The sequence below is a fragment of the Pseudomonas alloputida genome, from assembly GCF_021283545.2.
In the GTDB taxonomy this organism is placed as follows: Bacteria; Pseudomonadota; Gammaproteobacteria; order Pseudomonadales; family Pseudomonadaceae; genus Aquipseudomonas; species Aquipseudomonas alloputida.
In genome coordinates, this window is record NZ_CP128540.1 from 4,211,983 (window position 1) to 4,233,180 (window position 21,198).

The 21,198-nt window shown below is 63.5% G+C and carries 18 protein-coding genes and 3 pseudogenes; 9 read left to right on the top strand and 12 right to left on the bottom strand.

The window, feature by feature from the left end:
• Positions 1-85: 85 nt before the first annotated feature.
• The 6 genes from LU682_RS19515 to LU682_RS19540 are packed head-to-tail and all read right to left on the bottom strand — an operon-like array spanning position 86 to position 6,008.
• On the bottom strand, positions 86-1,825 hold the full coding sequence (locus LU682_RS19515) for an ABC transporter substrate-binding protein (RefSeq protein ID WP_003250232.1): 1,740 nt from the start codon (positions 1,823-1,825) through the stop codon (positions 86-88).
• Positions 1,826-1,864: 39 nt separating this feature from the next.
• A complete protein-coding gene (locus tag LU682_RS19520) occupies positions 1,865-2,137 on the bottom strand; it encodes a DUF2160 domain-containing protein (protein ID WP_003250230.1) in 273 nt (90 codons plus the stop codon).
• 12 nt (positions 2,138-2,149) lie between these two features.
• On the bottom strand, positions 2,150-2,950 hold the full coding sequence (locus LU682_RS19525; RefSeq protein ID WP_003250228.1) for a carbohydrate ABC transporter permease: 801 nt from the start codon (positions 2,948-2,950) through the stop codon (positions 2,150-2,152).
• 3 nt (positions 2,951-2,953) lie between these two features.
• A complete protein-coding gene (locus LU682_RS19530) occupies positions 2,954-3,820 on the bottom strand; it encodes a carbohydrate ABC transporter permease (protein ID WP_049587533.1) in 867 nt (288 codons plus the stop codon).
• A complete protein-coding gene (locus tag LU682_RS19535) occupies positions 3,817-4,914 on the bottom strand; it encodes an ABC transporter ATP-binding protein (protein WP_010953237.1) in 1,098 nt (365 codons plus the stop codon). Before LU682_RS19535 ends, LU682_RS19530 begins: the two co-directional genes overlap by 4 nt.
• Positions 4,914-6,008 (bottom strand): ABC transporter ATP-binding protein, encoded by a 1,095-nt coding sequence (locus tag LU682_RS19540; protein ID WP_010953236.1) that lies wholly within the window; start codon positions 6,006-6,008, stop codon positions 4,914-4,916. The genes LU682_RS19535 and LU682_RS19540 overlap by 1 nt, the downstream gene beginning before the upstream one ends.
• Before the next feature lie 223 nt (positions 6,009-6,231).
• Here LU682_RS19540 and LU682_RS19545 point away from each other — a divergent pair, with 223 nt between their 5' ends.
• Positions 6,232-7,980, top strand: coding sequence for a sigma-54-dependent Fis family transcriptional regulator (locus LU682_RS19545; RefSeq protein ID WP_049587530.1), 1,749 nt, complete (start codon positions 6,232-6,234; stop codon positions 7,978-7,980).
• Positions 7,981-8,086: 106 nt separating this feature from the next.
• Here the strand turns inward: LU682_RS19545 and LU682_RS19550 are convergent, their stop codons facing one another.
• The 3 genes and pseudogenes from LU682_RS19550 to LU682_RS30030 all read right to left on the bottom strand — a co-directional run.
• Positions 8,087-9,775 carry a putative bifunctional diguanylate cyclase/phosphodiesterase gene (locus tag LU682_RS19550; protein ID WP_010953234.1) on the bottom strand — a complete coding sequence of 563 codons (1,689 nt, stop codon included), beginning with the start codon at positions 9,773-9,775 and terminating at the stop codon, positions 8,087-8,089.
• 13 nt (positions 9,776-9,788) lie between these two features.
• A complete protein-coding gene (locus tag LU682_RS30025) occupies positions 9,789-10,664 on the bottom strand; it encodes a methyl-accepting chemotaxis protein (RefSeq protein WP_371264237.1) in 876 nt (291 codons plus the stop codon).
• A 408-nt stretch (positions 10,665-11,072) separates the two neighbouring features.
• Positions 11,073-11,354, bottom strand: a pseudogene (locus LU682_RS30030) (PAS domain-containing protein); the annotation flags it as partial.
• A 266-nt stretch (positions 11,355-11,620) separates the two neighbouring features.
• On the opposite strand from LU682_RS30030, the gene LU682_RS19560 reads away from it, so the two are divergent.
• From LU682_RS19560 to LU682_RS19580, 5 genes are all read left to right on the top strand, one after another.
• Positions 11,621-11,935 (top strand): helix-turn-helix domain-containing protein, encoded by a 315-nt coding sequence (locus LU682_RS19560; protein ID WP_010953232.1) that lies wholly within the window; start codon positions 11,621-11,623, stop codon positions 11,933-11,935.
• A gap of 227 nt (positions 11,936-12,162) precedes the next feature.
• Positions 12,163-13,473 (top strand): C4-dicarboxylate transporter DctA, encoded by a 1,311-nt coding sequence (locus tag LU682_RS19565; protein ID WP_010953231.1) that lies wholly within the window; start codon positions 12,163-12,165, stop codon positions 13,471-13,473.
• Between the two features lie 43 nt (positions 13,474-13,516).
• Complete coding sequence (locus tag LU682_RS19570; RefSeq protein ID WP_010953230.1) at positions 13,517-14,215, top strand: FadR/GntR family transcriptional regulator; 699 nt, start codon at positions 13,517-13,519, stop codon at positions 14,213-14,215.
• A gap of 16 nt (positions 14,216-14,231) precedes the next feature.
• Positions 14,232-14,900: a GntR family transcriptional regulator gene (locus tag LU682_RS19575; RefSeq protein ID WP_010953229.1), complete on the top strand. Its 669-nt coding sequence runs from the start codon at positions 14,232-14,234 to the stop codon at positions 14,898-14,900.
• Between the two features lie 151 nt (positions 14,901-15,051).
• Complete coding sequence (locus tag LU682_RS19580) at positions 15,052-16,101, top strand: hypothetical protein (RefSeq protein WP_010953228.1); 1,050 nt, start codon at positions 15,052-15,054, stop codon at positions 16,099-16,101.
• Positions 16,102-16,140: 39 nt separating this feature from the next.
• Here the strand turns inward: LU682_RS19580 and LU682_RS19585 are convergent, their stop codons facing one another.
• Entirely contained in the window at positions 16,141-16,569 is a 429-nt protein-coding gene (locus LU682_RS19585; protein ID WP_010953227.1) for a PACE efflux transporter, read from the bottom strand.
• A 102-nt stretch (positions 16,570-16,671) separates the two neighbouring features.
• Here LU682_RS19585 and LU682_RS19590 point away from each other — a divergent pair, with 102 nt between their 5' ends.
• The 3 genes and pseudogenes from LU682_RS19590 to mcpA (LU682_RS30040) all read left to right on the top strand — a co-directional run.
• Positions 16,672-17,550 (top strand): LysR family transcriptional regulator, encoded by an 879-nt coding sequence (locus LU682_RS19590; RefSeq protein WP_010953226.1) that lies wholly within the window; start codon positions 16,672-16,674, stop codon positions 17,548-17,550.
• 142 nt (positions 17,551-17,692) lie between these two features.
• Positions 17,693-18,676 (top strand): annotated as a pseudogene (gene mcpA / locus LU682_RS30035) (methyl-accepting chemotaxis protein McpA); the annotation flags it as partial.
• Between the two features lie 306 nt (positions 18,677-18,982).
• Positions 18,983-19,579: pseudogene (gene mcpA / locus LU682_RS30040) on the top strand (methyl-accepting chemotaxis protein McpA); the annotation flags it as partial.
• Between the two features lie 53 nt (positions 19,580-19,632).
• On the opposite strand, the gene LU682_RS19600 reads toward mcpA (LU682_RS30040), so the two are convergent.
• The gene (locus tag LU682_RS19600) at positions 19,633-20,697 is read right to left on the bottom strand and encodes a YkvI family membrane protein (RefSeq protein WP_010953224.1); all 1,065 of its coding nucleotides are present in this window, start codon (positions 20,695-20,697) and stop codon (positions 19,633-19,635) included.
• A 112-nt stretch (positions 20,698-20,809) separates the two neighbouring features.
• Positions 20,810-21,187, bottom strand: coding sequence for a RidA family protein (locus LU682_RS19605; protein WP_010953223.1), 378 nt, complete (start codon positions 21,185-21,187; stop codon positions 20,810-20,812).
• Positions 21,188-21,198: the final 11 nt, after the last annotated feature.

Here is a 21,198-nt window from a genome sequence, read left to right on the forward strand (position 1 = left end):
TTTTTGCCCGTGACTAGTGGCCACTTCGCGAGCGAGCGGTTGCACGGCCCCCGCGGTCGGTGAAACCACCCCGGCGTTCAGCCGATCACTTCCTGGCCGCCTCCCAGGACTTCAGCAGTTCGTTGTAGCTGACTGTCTCGCCCATGGGCTTTTCGTTGGCCAGCTTGGCTTTCGGCGCACCCGGCTGGTCGAACCAGTACTGGGCGTCCTTCTCCGGATTCAACTTGGGTGCACACGTCGCCTGGGCATTGGAGCGTTGCAGGCGCTCCATCATGCGGTCCTGGTCGCGGGCCAGCCCATCCAGGGCTTCCTGCGGGGTCTTTTCGCCACTGGCGACTTCGGCGATATGGCTCCACCACAGCTGCGCCAGCCGCGGGTAGTCCGGCACGTTGGTGCCGGTCGGCGTCCACTGCACCCGTGCAGGGCTGCGATAGAACTCCACCAGCCCACCGAGCTTGGGCGCCAACTCGGTCATGGCCTGGGAGTTGATGTCCGACTCACGAATCGGCGTCAGGCCGACGATGGTCTTTTTCAGCGATACGGTCTTTGAGGTGACGAACTGGGCGTACAGCCACGCCGCCAAGCGTTGCTTCTCGGGGGTGGACTTGAAGAAGGTCCACGAGCCAGTGTCCTGGTAGCCGAGTTTCATCCCCTCTTCCCAGTAAGGCCCCTTCGGTGAAGGCGCCATGCGCCACTTCGGCGTGCCGTCGGCATTCACGACCGGCAAGCCGGGCTTTGTCATGTCGGCGGTGAATGCGGTGTACCAGAATATCTGCTGGGCAATGTTGCCTTGCGCCGGCACAGGGCCGGCTTCGGAGAATGTCATGCCCTGCGCTTCCTTGGGCGCGTAAGCACGCATCCAGTCCACGTACTTCTGCGTGGCATAGACGGCGGCCGGCCCATTGGTATCGCCGCCGCGGGTCACGCTGGAACCCACCGGATGGCAGTCCTCCACGCGAATGCCCCATTCATCGACCGGCAAACCATTGGGCAGGCCCTTGTCGCCGCCGCCGGCCATCGAGAACCAGGCATCGGTGAAGCGCCAGCCCAGTGACGGGTCTTTCTTTCCGTAGTCCATGTGCCCGTAGACGCGCTTGCCGTCGATCTCCTTGACGTCTTCGGTGAAGAACTTGGCAATGTCCTCGTACGCCGACCAGTTCACTGGCACCCCCAGTTCATAGCCGTACTTCTCTTTGAACCTGGCCTTCAACTCCGGCCGCTCGAACCAGTCGGCGCGGAACCAGTACAGGTTGGCGAACTGCTGGTCGGGCAGTTGGTAGACCTTGCCATCAGGCGCGGTGGTGAAGGAAATACCGATGAAGTCCTTCAGGTCGAGGGTCGGCGAAGTATAGGCTTTGCCCTCGTTGGCCATCAGGTCGGTGATCGATTCCACTTTGCCGTAGCGAAAGTGCGTACCGATCAGGTCGGAGTCGTTGACCCAGCCGTCATAGATGTTCTTGTCCGACTGCATCTGCGTCTGCAGTTTTTCCACCACGTCGCCTTCCTGCAGCAGGTCGTGGGTCAGCTGGATGCCGGTGATCTCACTGAAAGCCTTGGCCAGCACCTTGGATTCGTATTCATGGGTGGTGATGGTTTCCGACACAACATTGATCTTCATCCCGCGAAACGGCTCGGCTGCCTTGATGAACCACTGCAATTCGGCCAACTGCTGTTCGGGGGTAAGGGTCGAAGGCTTGAACTCGCTGCCGATCCATTTCTTTGCCGCCTCTTCGTACTGGTCGGCCCAGGCTGTGCCTTGCACGCTGGCCAGTACCAGCAACGCGGCCAGGGTCAAATGTCGCCTGTTGTGTTTGTTGTCGAACATTGTGATCTCCCGTTTCAGTTATCCCACAGGGCCGCTCGCTCAGCCCCAGCGCAACACCACCGCCAGCCACGCCAGCGACAGCAGCGAGGCCACCCACAATGGCCAGTCGCTGACACCGACCACCAGCAGGTGCAGGTAGGCGCTGGCCAGCAGGCCGATAAACAAACGGTCACCACGGCTGGTGACCAGCGGCAAAAAGCCCCGTCGCTCTACGCAGGGGCGACGCAGTTCAAGCAGGGTCATGCCCAGCAGCAACAGGCCCACAGCGGCGAAGAACAGCGCTGTCGGCAGGGTCCAGGCCATCCACTCCATGCGCTGCCCTCCTCACACCCGGCCCAGGGCGAAGCCCTTGGCCACATGATTGCGCACGAACCAGATCACCAGCATGCCCGGCAAGATGGTCAGCACCCCCGCCGCCGCCAGCACACCCCAGTCGATGCCCGATGCCGACACCGTGCGGGTCATCACCGCGGCAATCGGCTTGGCATTCACCGAGGTCAGGGTGCGCGCCAGCAGCAGTTCGACCCAGGAGAACATGAAACAGAAAAACGCCGTGACGCCGATGCCGGAGCCAATCAGCGGTATGAAGATCTTCACGAAGAAGCGCGGAAAACTGTAGCCGTCGATGTAGGCGGTTTCGTCGATTTCCCTTGGCACGCCCGACATGAAACCCTCCAGGATCCACACCGCCAGCGGTACGTTGAACAGGCAATGGGCCAGCGCCACGGCAATGTGGGTATCGAACAGCCCGATCGACGAGTACAACTGGAAGAACGGCAGCAGGAACACCGCCGGTGGCGCCATGCGGTTGGTCAGCAGCCAGAAGAACAGGTGGCGGTCGCCGAGAAAGCGGTAGCGCGAGAACGCATAGGCCGCGGGCAACGCCACGAGCAGTGAAATCAGCGTGTTCAGGCACACATAGTACAGCGAGTTGATGTAGCCGCTGTACCAGCTGGCGTCGGTGAAGATCACTCGGTAGTTGTCGAGCGTGAACGCCTGCGGCCACAGGGTCAGGCCGCCAAGGATCTCGGCGTTGCTCTTGAACGACATGTTCAGCAACCAGTAGATCGGCACCAGCAGGAAGAAGAAGTACAGCAGCAGGGCCATTGATTTGCGTGTGCTCATGGCCTAGTCCTTGTCGGCATGGGTCATGGCTGTGTAGAACAGCCACGACACCAGCAGGATGATCAGGAAGTACACCAGTGAAAACGCTGCCGCCGGCCCCAGGTCGAACTGCCCTACAGCCATACGCGTGAGGGTCTGGCTGAGGAACGTGGTCGCATTGCCTGGCCCGCCGCCGGTCAGCACGAACGGTTCGGTGTAGATCATGAAACTGTCCATGAAGCGCAGCATCAACGCGATCACCAGCACGTTCTTGAGCTTGGGCAGCTGGATATGGCGAAACACCGCCCAGCCCGAGGCCCGATCGATGCGCGCGGCCTGGTAGTACACGTCGGGGATCGCACGCAGCCCCGAATAGCACAGCAAAGCCACCAACGAAGTCCAGTGCCACACATCCATCACCAGCACGGTGAGCCAGGCGTCGAACGGGTCACCGGCGTAGTTGTAGCTGACCCCGAGCTTGGCCAGGGAAGCGCCGAGCAGGCCGATATCGGCACGGCCGAAAATCTGCCAGATAGTGCCGACCACGTTCCACGGGATCAGCAACGGGATAGCCATGACGATCAGGCACACCGAGGCCATGCGGCCTTTGGTTGGCATGGCCAGAGCGATGCCTATACCCAATGGAATTTCGATCAGCAGGACGCAGGCCGAGTAAATGAACTGGCGCAGCAATGCGTCGTGCAGCGCCGGGTCGCGCAGCACCTGGCGGTACCAGTCGGCACCGACGAAGTAGCGGCTGGACTGGTCGAAGATGTCCTGCACCGAGTAGTTGACCACCGTCATCATCGGCACCACCGCGCTGAACGCGACCAGCAGGAACACCGGCAGCACCAGCCACCAGGCCTTGTTGTTCGACACCTTGTTGTTCATGGCCCGGTCTCCAGCAGCACATCGTCGACATACAGCATCAGCCACTGCGCCGGCAGGCTGACCCAGGTCTGGTCCACAGGCAACGGGCGGTCCTCGCCCAGCCGCGCCTTGAGCGCGACACCGCCCAGTTCGAGGGTGACGATGCGATAGGTACCCAGGTCTTCGACGTCCAGCACCCGCGCCGGGTAGGCCCCCTCGAACGGGCTGTCCCATAGCTGCACGAACTCCGGGCGAATGCCCACCTGCAGCCGCCCGCCCGCCAGTGAGGCCAGGCGCTCGCACAGGCCATCGGGCAGCACCAGCTGGACATCGCCGAACACCACTGCGCCCGCCTCGGCACGCACGTCGATCAAGTTCATGCCCGGGCTACCGATGAAATAACCAACGAACGTATGCCGCGGTCGCTCGAACAGCTCGCGCGGTGTGCCGAACTGGACGATGCGTCCGCCGTGCATCACCGCGATCTTGTCGGCGAAGGTCGAGGCCTCCAACTGGTCGTGGGTGACGTAGATCATGGTGATGTTGAACTGCTCATGGATCTGCTTCAGCTTGCGCCGCAGCTTCCACTTCAGATGCGGGTCGATCACCGTCAGCGGCTCGTCGAACAGGATCGCCGACACGTCATCGCGCACCAGGCCACGCCCCATGGAGACTTTCTGCTTTTCATCGGCGGTGAGGTTGCGTGCCTTCTTGCGCAACACGGCAGTCAGTTCGAGCACTTCGGCAATTTCTTCCACCCGGGCACGCACCCGGGCTTCATCGAGCCCCTGGTTGCGCAAGGGGAAGGCCAGGTTGTCGAACACCGTCATGGTGTCGTACACCACCGGGAACTGAAACACCTGGGCGATATTGCGCGCCTGCGGGGACAGCTGGTTGACCGGCTTGCCGTCGAACAGCACCTCGCCATGAGACGGCGTCAGCAGCCCGGAAATGATATTGAGCAAGGTCGACTTGCCGCAGCCCGACGGCCCGAGCAACGCATAGGCACCGCCCTGTTCCCACACATGTTCGAGTGCGTGCAGGGCATAGTCTGCCTCGCTGGCGGGCTGGCGGCTGTAACTGTGCGCCAGCTGGCGCAGGCGGATTTCGGCCATCACCCTCTCCTCGCCTGGCGCAGCCCCGGGGCCTGCACCAACAGCCCGGCGCTGTCGAAAACGAACAGCTTGTGCGTGGGGATGAACACGCGTATCGGCGTGTCCACCTGGTACTCGTGAACCCCGGGAAGGTGCAGCACCATGCGCCAGTATTCGTTGCGCACATGCAGAAATGTTTCTGACCCACTGATCTCGGCCAACTCCACCAGTACCGCCAGCTCCAGGTCATCGTCGTGGGCAGGCACCAGCGCGATATGGCTGGGGCGCACGCCGAAGCGGTAGTCACCCTCGGCCAGCGGCTCCAGGTCGGCATTGCGGGCAAAGTGCACGGTCTGGGCCAGGCTTACCTCGTTACCCGTGATACGGCCAGACACCAGGTTGATCGGCGGCTCGGAAAACAGCTCGGCAGCCAGCACGCTGCTGGGTCGCTGATAGACCTCGGCGGTGGGCCCGCTCTGCACGATACGGCCTTCGTGCACAAGGGTGGTGGTGCCGCCCAGCGCCAGCGCCTCGTTGGGCTCGGTGGTGGCGTACACAGCAATGCAATGGCGCGCCGCGAACAGCTCGCGCAGCTCCTGGCGCAGGCCTTCGCGCAACTTGTAGTCGAGGTTGACCAATGGCTCGTCGAAGAGGATCAACGAGGCATCCTTGACCAGTGCCCTGGCCATCGCCGTGCGTTGCTGCTGGCCACCGGAGAGCTCCAGTGGCAGGCGTTGCAGGTAGGTTTCGATGCGCAGCATCTCGGCAGTTTCCTGCACCCGCCGCCGGATCTGGTCCTCGGCCATGCGCGCCTGGCGCAGCGGCGAGGCGATGTTTTCGTACACGCTCAAGGTCGGGTAATTGATGAATTGCTGATACACCATCGACACATTGCGCTGGCGCACCGGCACACCGGTGACGTCCTGGCCATCCATCAGCACCCGCCCTCGGTCCGGACGGTCCAGCCCGGCCATCAGGCGCATCAGGCTGGTCTTGCCGGCCAGGGTGCGCCCCAGCAGCACATTGAACGAGCCGGGCTCGAAACGCAGTGACGCATCGACGATCCACGGCTGGTTGTCGACGCTACGGCTGACCTGCTCCAGCACCAGGGACATGGCGTGGCCTTTTTGTGATTGTTGTCTGCCGGGTACAGCCAGTTCCGTGCCAGTCCTTGCCCGATGCTCTGGTTCGGGGCCTGGGTGGCAGCGCTGGCAAATCGCGGGCTCGCACGTGAACACAATCACTGCACAACTGGACACTGGCCAGTTTGACAATGAACAGCCGTGAACAACACTGAACGGCGGTCGACCCATGACAACAATCACACAGGACAGGCCCATGGCCGCATCCGCTTCGACCCACACCCAACTGATCCAGGCGTCCTGGGACCGCTGCCGCGCCCACGGCCTGCAGCCGCAGCATGCGCCAGACTTTGACTGCCTGTCCCGCGCCGAGCTCAGTGCCCTGCTGGAGCGGCGCCAAAACCTGCTGCGCCTGACCCGCGAGGAAGTGCTACCGCACTATGCGCACCTCTTGGGTAACGCCAGCTACCTGGTAATGCTGGCCGATGCCAGCGGCTGCCTGCTCGACAGCTGGGGCTCGCGGCGTTTCATCGAACCGCGCCAGCACCATGGTTTCAGCGCCGGCGCCCATTGGCACGAACGTGGCGTCGGCACCAATGCCCTGGGCACCACACTGATTTGCGCCGAAGCGGTTCACGTCGGCCAGGACGAACACTTCCTGCGCCAGAACCGCTACATGTCCAGCGCCGCCGCCCCCCTGTTCGACGCCGCACGGCAGCTGGTCGGGGCGCTCGACGTAGCCAGCGACGGCTACCTGCCGGCCAGCCAGACGCTTGGGCTGGTGCGCATGATGGGCCAGAGCCTGGAAAACCGCCTGATCCTCGCCGAACATGCTGACCAGCATGCACAACTGATCTTCAACAGCGCCTCCGACAACCTCGACAGCCCTTGGGCCGGCTTGCTGGTGTTCGATGAACGCGGGCAGGTTTTGGCCGCCAACCACCGGGCCGATAGCCTGCTTGGCGTAAACCCGCTGCAGCAAAACATCGAGCAACTGTTCCAGTTACCCCTGCAACAGCTGCTCAGCCATCCCCGACAACAGCCCTTCGCTCTGCAGGCCACCGGGCGCAACCGCTTTCACTGCCAGTGGCACCCCCCACGCGAAACCACTCGCCGCCCCGAAGCCGGCAGTGCCGAGCCGCGCCTGGAAAAAGCCTTGATACAAGCCGGCCTGCTATTGGAAAAGGACATCCCGGTGTTGGTCGAGGGCGAAACAGGCGTAGGCAAAGAAGTGTTCGTCGACGCCCTGCACCGGGCCAGCAGCCGCGCCAGGCAGCCGCTGGTCGCCGTAAACTGTGCGGCGATCCCGGCCGAACTGGTGGAGTCGGAACTGTTCGGCTATGACAAAGGCGCGTTCACCGGCGCCCACCACAAGGGCAACCCGGGACTGATCCGCAAGGCCGACCACGGCATCCTGTTTCTGGATGAGATTGGCGACATGCCACTGCCCACCCAGGCCCGCCTGCTGCGCGTACTGCAGTCGCGCAGCATCCAGCCGCTGGGCAGTGGCGAACCGGTGCCGGTGGATATCCGCGTGGTGTCGGCGAGCAATCGCAACCTGGCCGACGAAGTGCGCGCCGGGCGCTTTCGCCAGGACCTGTACTACCGCATCGCCGGCCTGACGCTGGTGCTGCCTCCCCTGCGCGAACGCGCTGACCGGCGCCAGCTGATTGAGCAGGTGCATGCCCGCTACCGCGAGCCCGGGCAACCTGCGCGGCTGCCGCCGGCCATTATCGACCTGTTCGATCAACACCCCTGGCCGGGCAACCTGCGCGAACTGGTGAGCGTGCTACAGGTCGCGTTGGCCCTGGCGGCCAACGGGCCGGTCGGCGTCGAGCACCTTCCAGCGGGCTTTCTGGCCGAGTCGAAAACACCGGTGCCGATAGCGACTGAAGAGACGGACCTGCAGAGCCTGGTCGAGCAAGCCAATGGCAACCTGTCGGCGGTGGCCCGCCGACTTGGTATCAGCCGCACCACACTGTACAAGCGGTTGCGTGGGCGATGAATCGATTGGCCCTGAAGCGCCGCACAGCAGGTTTTCGAAGCCACCCCTGATCGACAAGCAGGTGGCGCCCCCCGTGCAGGTCAAGACCACGGCCCGCTGATGACCTTCAAGGGTCACGCCACTGCACTGGCTGCTGGTAGGCCTGTGCCCAGGCTTGCACGTCACTGGCGGGCATCGGCCGGGCGATGCAGTAACCCTGCGCCAGCTCGCAGCCCAGGCCCATCAGTACCCGACCGTGCTCGACACTCTCCAGCCCCTCGGCAATCACCTCGCGGCCAAACGCTCGCGCCAGGCCGATCACTGCCTCCGTCAGCGCCAGGTCGTCCTGGTCATGAAGGATGTCACGCACGAACGACTGGTCGATCTTGATCGTCTGGGTCGGCAAGCGTTTCAGGTAACTCAAGGACGAATAACCGGTGCCGAAATCGTCCAGCGAGAAACGCACACCCAGCGCACGGCAGGCATCCAGGCAGCGGCTGACATGCTGCAGGTTGTCGATGGCCACCGACTCGACGATTTCCAGGTCCAGCAGCGCCGGGTCCACCGCCGGGTACGCTGCCAGCAGCTGCTGCAGGCGCTCGGCAAAGTCACTGCGCTGCAAATGCCGCGCGGCAATATTCACGCTCAGCGACCAGGGCTGCCCTTGGCGCTGCCAGGCCTGCAACTGGCTCAACGCCTGCCCGATCACCCACTCGCCGATTTCGACGATCAGGTCGGTCTGCTCTACCCAGGGCAGGAAATCGCCTGGCGGCACCACACCACGGCCTGGCCGCTGCCAGCGCAATAAGCCCTCGAAGCCCAGTACCTTGCCAGTGCGCAGGTTGACCTTGGGCTGGTAGTAAAGGCACAGCTCACCGTTGCGCAGCGCCCGGCGCACGCGCGCCACGGTCTGGTGGGTGGCCTTGAGTTCCTGTTCCTGCGACACGTCGAACAGGTGGTAACGGTTGCGCCCGCGCTGCTTGGCCACATACATGGCCTGGTCGGCGTGGCGCACCAGGGTGTCGGCATCTTCGTCATCCTGCGGGTACAGGGTCACGCCGATACTGGCGCTGAGCGACAGCGTATGCTCACGCACTACACAGGGCGCTGCCAAGGCACGCAATACCCGCTGCAGGGCTGCATGCAGCTGGTGCTCATCGTCGACGTCGCGCAGGATCAGCACGAATTCGTCGCCCGACAGCCGGGCCACGGCATCACCACCGCGCAGGATGCTCTTCAAGCGCTGCGCCACTTCCACCAGCAGCAGGTCACCCACGGCATGCCCGTAGCCGTCGTTGACCGCCTTGAAACCATCCAGGTCGAGCATGCACACCGCCAGCGAGATGCCTTCGCAGCGCGAGTAGGCCAGGGCCTGGTTCAGCAGGTCGGACAGGTAGGCGCGGTTAGGCAGGCCGGTGAGCACATCGTGGCCCACCCGCCACTGCAAGGTATGCAGCAGCTGGCGCTTCTCCGTGACGTCAAAGCGGATCGACACATACTTGCGCACCTGGCCTGTCAGCGGATCGACCAGTGGCACCATGGTGCTGTCGACCCAGTACAACGAACCGTCCTTGGACCGGTTGCAGATTTCGCCCTTCCACACCCGCCCGGCGACCAAAGCCCGCCACATGCCGACAAAAAACGTCGGTTCATGCAGCCCGGAATTGAGGATGCGGTGGTTGGCCCCCAGCAGTTCCTCACGGCTGTAGCCCGAGATGCTGCAGAACTGCTGATTGACGTAGGTGATGTTCCCACGCAGGTCGGTTTCCGAAAAGATCGCGGCCGCGTCCACGGCCGCGCGATAGTTATCATCCATAAAGCATCCTGCCTTAGCGGTTGAAGCGCTCCACCAGGGCGCGCAATCCGGCGCACACGTGTTCCAGTTCGGTACCGCGCGAGGCGGCGGCGTTGGCGCTATGGGCGCTGTGCTGGGCAATACCGGCTACGCCGTTGATCTGCCGCGAAACGTCTTCTGCCACCGCCGACTGCTGCTGCGAGGCGGTGGCCATCTGCTGGCTCATATCGCTGATGCGCTGTACCGCGTCACGAATGCCATGCAGCGCCTGCCGAGCTTCCTGCACCTGGGCAACGCCCTGCTCGGCACCGTCGATGCCTCGGCTGGCGATCGCCACGGCTTCCTCGGCGCCACTGCGCAGGGCATCGATGATGGCCTGGATGTGCAGGGTGGACTGGCGGGTCTTGTCGGCCAGTGCCCGCACCTCGTCGGCGACCACGGCAAAGCCCCGGCCCTGCTCGCCCGCACGGGCAGCCTCGATGGCGGCGTTGAGGGCCAGCAGGTTGGTTTGCTCGGCAATGCCGCGGATCATCCCGGCGGCCTCGGCGATGGCGCCGGTCTGACCCGCCAGGTGGCTGACCGCCTGGTTGATCTGCGTCACGGTGCTGGCCAGGTTACGAATGGCCGCACCGCTGGCATCGGCCACCTGGCTACCTTGCTCGGCCAGCAAGTGCGCCGTGTGTGCCTCGGCGGCGGTCAACTGCACGTGGTTGGCCACTTCGCCAATGGAGGCGGCCATCTGGTTCATTGCAGTGGCGCTCAGATCGGTTTCGGCACGCTGCTCCAGCAATGCCGCCTCGGTGCTGCGCGACAACTGCCCGGCATCGCGAGCGGCCACGGCCATTTGCCCGGCCAGGTCGCTTAGCCGCGTCAAGGCGGTTTTCAGGCGTGCCTCTTCGCTGATCAGCATCAGTTGCAACTGCCCGGCAGCACCCGACAGGTCGCTGTAGGTCAAGGCTGCAATCGGGTCGGCGAAGGCACCTTCGGCACCCTGCACAATCTGCTGCAGCTGCCGCCCGAGGGCATTGCGCACCCACAGGCCGCAGGCCACGAACAGCCCCAGGGTCAGCCCCTGCCCCACCAGGCCAGGCCACAGATGGTTGGCCCCCACCGCCAGCAGCCCACCGGCCAGTGGCAAGGCCAAGGCCTGCGCCAGCAAGCTCAGCCGGCGCGGCGCCGACAATGCCGCCTGGCCGTTGCGCAGCCGCGCATACAGGGCTTCGGCACGGGCTACTTGCTCGCGCGTAGGGCATACGCGCACCGACTCGTAACCCACTACCCGCCCACCTTCGAGGATGGGCGTGACGTAGGCATTGACCCAGTAGTAGTCGCCGTTACGGCAGCGGTTCTTGACGATACCCATCCAGCTCTTGCCGGCTTTCAGGTAGCGCCACATCAACTCGTACACCGCCGGCGGCATGTCCGGGTGGCGCACCAGGTTGTGCGGGCTGCCGATCAGTTCGGCCTCGCTGTAGCCACTGATGGCGGCAAACTCTGGGTTGCAGTAGGTGATCAGGCTGGCGGTATCGGTAGCAGAAATCAGCCGCTGATGGGGGGGAAAACGTTGCTCGACCGGGGTTACCGGCAAGTTGAGGCGCACGATGAGACTCCATTCAATGACAAGCCGGCACCCAGTTCATCGACGGCCATCGGAACCGAATCATGAGGATCCGTTCCAATGGGCAAAAGCGCTTCCTGCCGTTGCGGCACGAGGCCGAACGGTACAAGGAAGGTGACGATGACTGACCGGTCAAGCCATGAATTCTACGAAATTCATCACATAAATAAAACAAAGGTGATCGATCATGGCGTTGCGCCACATTGATAGATATCGTTAAGTTCTTGATTCTAAATGGGAATTAAGCGATGACGAGATCAGCTTTGGGTATCGCCCTGCGCCGCTACCGCAAGCTGGCGGGCCTGACCCAGGCACAACTGGCCGAACGGACCGGCTTCGACCCCAAGACCATCAGCCGTTTCGAAACCAGCACCTACACCCCCAGCATCGATGCAATCATGGCGTTTGCCCAGGTGCTGGGCGTCAAGACCAAGGACTTCTTCGCTGAACCGGACGACGAAGAGGAGCAGCGCGCCTACCTGTTCGGCGTCATCCACAACGCCCCACCCAAAGATCTTGGCAAGCTGATTGCAGCAGTGGACCAGGCACTGGCCAAGCCCTGAGCTATTTCACGCGCCAGCTTTCACGGCACGCACCGAACTAGAGCATGGCAGGCCGGATTGCCCCACAACTGGTCAGACCGGTAAGGCCAAAAATCCTTGCAATCAGGGATTTTTCGCGCTTTTATGGCCTCGCGCTGAACAAACCGGTAAGACCACAATAATTAAGTCCTGCGCTCTTTCGCCCCGTGCGGCTACCGAAGCAAGGACACCGATCAGAGACTCCTCCCATGCTCAAATGGTGCTCGCGTTCGATTTTCCTGCAAGTCGTACTCGGCCTTGCCCTCGGCATCGCCTGCGGTCTGAGCTTCCCCGACCTCTCCCTGCAACTCAAACCCCTCGGCGACGGCTTCATCAAGCTGATCAAGATGCTCATCGGCCTGATCGTGTTCTGCGTGGTGGTCAGCGGCATTTCGGGTGCGGGCGACCTGAAAAAGGTCGGGCGTATCGGCCTGAAGTCGGTGATCTACTTCGAAGTGCTGACTACCCTGGCGCTGGTGATCGGCCTGGTGTTCGCCTTCACCAGTGGCATTGGCAGCGGTGCCAATATTCACCTGGATCAACTGTCCGCCGCCGATGCCAACGGCTTGGCCGAGCGCGGCCAGCACATCCATGGCGCCACGGCGTTCTTCATGGACCTGATCCCCACCTCGGTGATCGGTGCCTTCGCCGACAACAACATTCTTCAGGTGCTGCTGTTCTCGGTGCTGTTCGGCAGCGCCCTGAACCTGGTGGGTGACTCGGCCGCCGGCATTTCGCGACTGATCAACGAACTGAGCCATGTGATCTTCCGCATCATGGGCATGATCGTGCGCCTGGCGCCGATCGGCGTGTTCGGTGCCATCGCCTTCACCACCAGCAAGTACGGCCTGGCGTCGCTGCAGCACCTGGGCGGGCTGGTGGCGCTGTTCTACCTCACCTGTGCCGGCTTCGTGCTGATCGTGCTGGGCACCGTCATGCGCCTGTCGGGCTTGAAACTGCTGCCGTTGATCAAGTACCTGCGCGAAGAGCTGACCATCGTCCTGGGCACCGCCTCTTCCGACGCCGTGCTGCCACAGATCATGCGCAAGCTTGAGCACCTGGGCATCGGCAGTTCCACGGTCGGCCTGGTGATCCCTACCGGCTACTCGTTCAACCTCGATGGTTTTTCCATCTACCTCACCCTGGCGATCGTGTTCATCGCCAACGCCACCGGCACGCCACTGGAAATGACCGACCTGCTGACCATCCTGCTGGTGTCGCTGGTGACTTCCAAGGGGGCTCACGGCATCCCAGGCTCGGCACTGGTGATTCTTGCCGCCACCCTGACTGCGGTACCGGCGATCCCTGTGGTTGGCCTGGTACTGGTGCTGGCGGTGGACTGGTTCATGGGTATCGGCCGGGCGTTGACCAACCTGATCGGCAACTGCGTGGCCACCGTGGCCATTGCCCGTTGGGAGAAGGACATTGACCTGGAACGTGCGCAGAACGTGCTCGACGGCAAGCCTGGCTTTGCCCCCACGCCACGCAAGCAACCCAGCGCCCATCAACAGGAATTCTGAGCGAACGTGGCCGGCATGACGCCGGCCCTTCCAGGAGCGAACCGTGATCAGCTCATCAACCGTCGTCAACTCAGTGGTGGAAAAACTCCGCCAGGCCCTGGCCCGCGGCCAATGGCGCACCGGCGACATGCTGCCAGGCCAGCGCGAACTGGCCGAACAACTGGGCATCAGCCGCCCCAGCCTGCGCGAAGCGGTAACCGTGCTGGAAACACTGGGCCTGGTGCGCTCGTTACCCGGCAAGGGCGTGTTGGTGCTCGATGCCGATGCCCAGCCGTCGGGCGTGGAAACCAGTGCTGCGGCCAGCCTGGCCGACGTGCTGGAACTGCGCTACACACTCGAACCGTTCATCGTCGGCCTGGTGGCGCAGTCGGCCAACAGCCAGGACATCGGCCAGTTGCGCCTGACCCTGATGGACATGCGCGAAGCGCTGGAGGCCGATGACAGCGAGGCCGGGGTCAAAGCCTACATTGCCTTCCATGAGGCGCTGTTCGCCCTGACCACCAACCCGATTTTCCAGAGCGTGGTGCAGCAGACCGGCAATGCCCTGAAGCAAAGCGCCGACATGCTGCGCAACTCGCCCGAGCACCTGGCCGCGCGGCTGAAGGAAAACGAAGCGGTGGTGCGCGCCATTCGCGAACGCAGCAGCGCCCAGGCCAGTGCCCAGATGCGTCAGCACATCGTGGCCGAAGGGCTGCGCATGGGTATCGCGCTGAATATCCCGGACGAACATCCGCATCCATGACCTCAGGAGAGTGCCCATGAACGCCGTCCCCCACTTGCCTACCCTGCTCGCGGCCGGCGAAACCCGCCTGTCGGCCGAGCAGATTTATCCAAGGCTGTTCGACGCCATTCTCGAACAGCGCCTGCCACCGGGCAGTCTGTTGCCCGAACAGGCGCTGGGCCATGCCTTTGGTGTCAGCCGCACGGTGATCCGCCGTGTGCTCGGGCGCCTGTCCGACCAGCAGGTGGTGGTACAGCGCCCCAGCCACACCGCGCATCTGGCTGCGCCTGACCCGGACCAGGCACGTCAGGTGCTCAGTGCCCGGCGTCTGGCCGAAACCACGCTGATCACCCTGGCCGCGCAACGCGCCCGGCCGGCGCAGGTACGCCAGTTACGGCAACTGGTAGAGCGCGAGCGCCAGCACCATGAGCGTGGCGAACGCTGCGCGGCGATCCGCCTGGGCGGCGAGTTCCATCTGAAACTGGCGCAGGTGGCGGCCAATGCGCCACTGGCGCGATTTCTCAATGGACTGGTGCCGATGACCTCGCTGATCATCGCTCGCTACGAATCGCCTTGCTGCGATCACTGCGCGTGGGAAGAGCATGCGGCAATCATCGATGCCGTGGAGCAAGGTGATGCCGAAGCGGCCCTGGAGTTGATGCACAGGCACCTTGACCGCCTGGAAGAAAAGCTGGACCTGGAATAACCCGACCAGGCTGACGCGATCGCTCTGACGCAGGCCGCGCTCACGCAACCATTTGCAGCGCTGCTGAGCGGGCGATGGGCTGCACAGCAGCCCCAACAGCCCCACCCTATACTTCGAGAACCCCCCCAGCCTCTACCAGGGAGGCGGTCGCGTGAGTTCTCGAGTCCTCCTGTTGCTCTGCCTTCTGCTGGCCCTCGGCGGTTGTGCGAGCAAGCGCCCCCCTGCCCCGCCGCCGCCCACAATACTCACCCCCGCGGCCTGGCAACGCATCGACCAGGAACTGATCGATGCCTCGGTCGGTGCCGCCGGCTCGGCCAACGACTATGCCCGGCGCTCCATGCGGGTGTGGAAGGAGCAGGTGCAACAACGCACCGAGCGCGACTTCATCCCCTGGTTCACGGGTTACTGGACCCAGCAATGGCTCACCCTCAAGGTGGCCTGGTACAAGCTCGACAGCGGCGAGGGGCGGGAACCGGCAGAAAAACGCCTGGCCCTGTACCTGCAGGAGCAGTATCGCGCGCGGGTGATCGAGCCGGTGGCCGAGCAGATCAACCCCGAGGGCATCCGCGACCGCGCCTGCGAACTGTACCTGCAACTGCTCGTCCAGCAACTGCCGGCGATCATCAGCCGGTACAACGCGCCGCCCGAGCAGTTCAGCCAGCGCCTCAACCGTATCCCCGCCATCGCCCTGGGGCCACCGGATGCGCGCAATGCCAGCCTGTATCAGCTGCTGCGGGCCAAGTCACTGGACCAGCAGCCGGCCTGGCAAGCCATGCGCCAGCACTTGCATCAGCAGGCCAGCAAAGGCCCTGGCCGGACCGATGTCGGGCTCAACTCGGTGGCCACCCAGGCCAGCGAAAAGCTTGGCGCCACCCTGGCCCCACGCGGGATCGCCAGTGCCGTGGCATCGGCAGTGGGCAAGGTGGCAGGGGCGATGATTTCGATTGCCGCAGCCGGTTACGGGGTGATGACCCATGACCGTGACCACCCGCAGATGGTCGAACAACTGCGGGTGATCCTGAACGTGGCGTTGAACCAGGAATGGCAGGAGTTGATGGAGAACCGCCAGAGCGGGGCCATGGCGGGGGTCTATTACCTGTCGGGGCAGGTTGAGGACAGCTTGCTGGCCAGTGCGCCGCGGCCGGTGGAGCAGCAGGTCGAGCAGCAGCAGGCGCCTTTGATCATTCGCCTGCCACCTTAGTGGCGGCCTGTGCCGGCGTTTTCGCAGCGCAAGGCTGTATCAAGCTGTGGCAAGGGCAGAGCTTGGCAAGCCAAACACACGATCAAACGCCCAGTTGTAGGCAAAGGTGTAGCACGGCACCAGGATGATGAACGCCATATCCACCAGCAGCGCTTCCAGCAATGTCATGTCCAGCCACCAGGCAATCAGCGGAATCAGGTACACCACCAGGGTCAACTGGAAGCCGATGGCATGCACCACCCGCCGCGCCACGCTGCGCCCACGCTTGGCCTGGCCGCTCTCCCAGTACTCGAACAGGGTGTTGTAGATCAGGTTCCAGAGCATGGCGATGGTGGTGATCATCACCGCCAGCGGCCCGGTATGCGACGCCTGCGTATCTGACAGGTAGGCCAGCCCGAGGGTCGACATGCACAGCCCGATCAGTTCATAGAACGTCACGTAGACCAACTTGCGTTTCAATCCCTGCACCCGGGGTTACCTCCAAAGACAAAAAGCGATGGGGGCGATCATGCTTCAACGCACTTGACAGCAAAAGTCAGCAGCTGTCAGATCAACTGACAGGAGGCTGCCATGAACTTTTCCAGCGACAACATCCAGCTGTTTCTGGCCGTGCTCGACCACGGTTCGTTTTCCGCCGCAGCGCGCGCCCTCAAGCGCGTGCCTTCAGCCGTGAGCATGGCCATTGGCAACCTTGAAGCAGAACTTGGCTACAGCCTGTTCGAACGTGGCCCGCGTGAAGTTCGCCCAACCGCACAGGCCTTGGCCCTGGAGCCACACGCCAGGCTGATTGCCGAACAACTGGGGCTGCTGCAGGTTCATGCTCTGGAGCTGTCCCAAGGGCTGGAGAGCAGCCTGACCCTGGCAGTGGCACCCGACATCGATCACCGCCCGCTGCTGGCGGCCATCGCCAACCTAGGTAAGCGCCACCCATTGCTGGATATTGCCCTGCTCAGCGCCCCGCAGGAAGAAGCCCTGCACTTGCTGGACAGCGGCCGTGCCGACCTCTGCGTAGCCTTTGCCGGCCTGCAGGTCGATGCCCGCCGCGGCTTCCAGCACATCGGCATGGAGTCGCTGGTAGCCACCCTGTCGCCGGCCCACCCGGCCCTGCGTGAGGGGCGTATCCACGACCTTGAGGACCTGACCCAGGTGCGTCAGATTCTGGTGCGCAGCCGCGATCTGCCTCTGGCTGACCCTCGCCCACTGATCGGCGCCACACACTGGTCCACCGACAGCTTCGACCTGGCGCTGCAGATGGTTGAAGCTGGCTTGGGCTGGGGAGATCTGCCGTTGTCGCGGGTCGCCCCGCTGCTGGCCAGCGGGCGTCTGGTGCGCCTGGAATTCCGTAATACACGCAACGAATTGCAACTGCCCGTGCATATCCTGTGGCGCAAACAACAGCCGCTGCAGCAGGCTGCACGTCTGCTGATCGAGCAGCTGGCTGATCCGTGACTGCCGTCCGTCGAAACGTCTGTAAGAATTTTCCCTAAGCACTTCAATCTTTTACCCCTCAAGCCGATATCTCGGTCGATAGGCCCCGCACCGCGTCATGAGCGCGCTGCGCCCTCCCCTCATTGGCTCAAGGTCTCGAAACATGAACCTGAAATTTCGCCACAAGATCCTGCTCAGCGCCTGCGGCGTCGTGGTTTTGGCATTTGCCCTGTTCACGCTCTACAACGACTACCTGCAACGCAATACCATCCGCCAGAATATCGAAGCCTCGGTGCAGCAGTCCGGTGCACTGACCGCCAGCAGTGTGCAGAACTGGATGAGCGGGCGCATTCTGGTGCTGGAGAACCTGGCCCAGGACATCGGCCAGCAAGGCGCCGGCGACACCCTGGCAGGGCTGATCGAGCAGCCGTCCTACACGCGTAATTTCCTGTTCACCTACCTGGGCCAGGCCAACGGCGAATTCACCCAGCGCCCGGATGCCCAGATGCCCGCCGGTTACGACCCGCGCCAGCGCCCTTGGTATGGCGCCGCCGCCAACGCCGGGCAGACCGTGCTGACCGCCCCGTACCAGGGTGCAGTCGGTGGCCTGATGGTGACCATCGCCACGCCGGTGAAGAGCAAGCGCAATGGCGAACTGATCGGTGTAGTCGGCGGTGACGTGACCCTCGACACCCTCGTCGAGATCATCAACTCGGTCGACTTCGGCGGCATCGGTCACGCCTTCCTGGCCGACGCCAATGGCCAGGTGATCGTCAGCCCCAATAAAGACCAGGTGATGAAGAACCTCAAGGACATCTACCCAGGCAGCAACCTGCGGGTGGCCGCCGGCATGCAGGATGTCACCCTCGACGGCCAGGACCGCATCATCTCGTTCGCCCCGGTGGCCGGCCTGCCTTCGGCGCAGTGGTACATCGGGCTGTCGATCGACAGGGACAAGGCCTATGCCGCGCTCAGCCAGTTCCGCACCTCGGCGATCATTGCCATGCTGATTGCCGTGGCCGCCATCGCCGGCCTGCTCGGCCTGCTGATTCCGGTGCTGATGAGCCCGCTGACCACCATGGGCCGCGCCATGCGCGACATCGCCGAGGGTGAAGGTGACCTTACCCGCCGCCTGGCCGTGCAGAACAAGGACGAGTTCGGCGAACTGGCTACCTCGTTCAACCGTTTTGTCGAACGTATCCATGCCTCGATCAGCGAAGTGTCCTCGGCCACCCGCCTGGTGCATGACCTTTCGGAGAAAGTGGTCAGCGCGTCCAATGCGTCGATCATCGGGTCTGAAGAACAGAGCATGCGCACCAACAGCGTCGCTGCGGCCATCAACGAACTGGGCGCCGCCACCCAGGAAATCGCCCGCAACGCCGCAGATGCTTCACAACATGCCAGCGGTGCCAGCGAACAGGCGCACGGTGGCCGTGAAGTGGTTGAAGAAGCCATCAGCGCCATGACTGCCCTGTCGCAACGGATCAGCGAGTCGTGCGCGCAGATCGAAACGCTCAACGCCAGCACCGACGAAATCGGCAAGATCCTCGACGTGATCAAGGGCATTTCTCAGCAGACCAACCTGCTGGCACTGAACGCCGCCATCGAAGCGGCCCGTGCCGGTGAAGCCGGCCGTGGCTTTGCCGTGGTGGCCGACGAGGTGCGCAACCTGGCGCACCGTACCCAGGAGTCGGCGGAAGAAATCCACCGCATGATCACCAGCCTGCAGGTGGGCTCGCGCGAAGCGGTGCATACCATGAACACCAGCCAGGTTTCCAGCGAACAGACCGTGCAGGTGGCCAACCAGGCCGGCGAACGCCTGGCCAGCGTGACCCAGCGCATTGGCGAAATCGATGGCATGAACCAGTCGGTGGCGACAGCGACCGAAGAACAGACCGCCGTGGTCGAGAGCCTCAACCTGGACATCACCCAGATCAACGCCCTGAACCAGCAGGGGGTGGAGAACCTCAACGAGACCCTGCGCCATTGCGACCAGCTGGCCCAGCAGGCTGGGCGTTTGAAGCAGTTGGTGGGCAGCTTCAGGATTTAAACGCCGGGTTCAGGCGGCAACGGCCTATGCCTGTTGTCGCCTGTACCAGCCCCTTATGCCGCCACCGCCTTCGCAGCCCTGCCCCGCCGTACCCAGGCCAGCAATACCGCCGTCATCAGCACAAAGCCCAGGTAACCGAAGAACGGGTACACCTCACCCACCAGGCTGATGAACCCCACCAGGCTACAGCCGAGCGCCACCACCCCGGTCACCACCGAGCCCCAGCGGAACTTCGTCGTGCCCGCCGGCAACAGCCGCGAGAGGAAGGAAAACAGCGTGCCCACCGCGGTGTTGACGATCATGCCGAAGATGATCAGGCACATCACCAGCCCCAGCAGTGGTGACACTTCGTTGGCAATCGACAGCATCGGCATCGGCTGGTCGGCCACACTGTCCAGGCGCGACAGCAGCCCGGCACTCATCACCAGCATCAGGCCGCCTAGCGCAGCGCCACCGAGCAGGCCTCCCCACACCGCGGCTTTCTCACCCTTGGCCGAACCGCCCAGAATAGCCAGGATCGGCGCACCCGCGACGATGTTATACGACACATACAAGAACGCACCCAGCAGCCAATGGCGGGTGCCGGCCTGTTGCTGGCTGGCCACCTGATCGAGCGCAGCAAAGCTCTGCTCGCGGGTGATCACGGCATACAGCGCTATCGCCGAAGCCACCAGGATCAGCAAGGGTGTGATGGCGCCAATTGCAAGCATCATCTTGCGCACGTCCAGGCACACGATACCGACCACCACCAGCGTCACCAGCACGCTGCCGGTCAAGGCCGGGATGCCGAACTGCTGCTCCAGCAATGCTCCACCGCCAGCCAGCATGACCACGGTGACGGCGAACATGAAAAAGGTGATCAACCAGTCGACGAACATGCCCAGGTGACGGCCGCAGATGGCCAAAATCACATCCTTGTGCGAGGTGGCCTGCTGACGATTGCCCAGCCCCGCCAGCGCCATGCCGAGAAAGGTGAACAAGGCGGCGCTGACCAGCGCGCCAGCCAAGCCCCACACACCGAAATCGACAAAGAACAACAACAGTTCCCGCCCTGAAGCGAACCCCGCCCCCACGATCACGCCGACAAATGCGCCGGCGATCTTCAGCTGCTCTTGCATGTGAACCTCTGGATTTATTGTTGTTTTGTCATCGCCGTCGCATACCGGTCGTAGGGGCGGCCTTGCAGCCCATCGCGACACAAGGTCGCCTCTACACGGGCTCTTTGCCCGGTCAGGCGTCGCCGACGAACGCCTGCACTTCGATCTCCACATCCACGCCCAGGGCCAACGCCGAGGCCACGGTGGAACGCACCGGTAGCGCCGCGCCGAAGAACGCCTTGTACACCTCGTTGAAGCCGGCGAAATGGCGCATGTCCGACAGCCAGACCGTGACCTTCACCACCTGGTCGAAACGCGCGCCACAGGCCGCCAGGCTTTCGGCGATACGCTCGCAGGCAGCACGGGTCTGGGTCTGGATATCACCGCGCACCACTTCGCCGCCGGCGCTCATCGGCACCTGCCCGGAGAGGAACAGAAAGCCACCGGCCTTTACCGCGCGGGAAAACGGGAACGGCAGGCTGCTGGGGAAACGCTGAATGTCATTGCTCATGGGATGCTCCT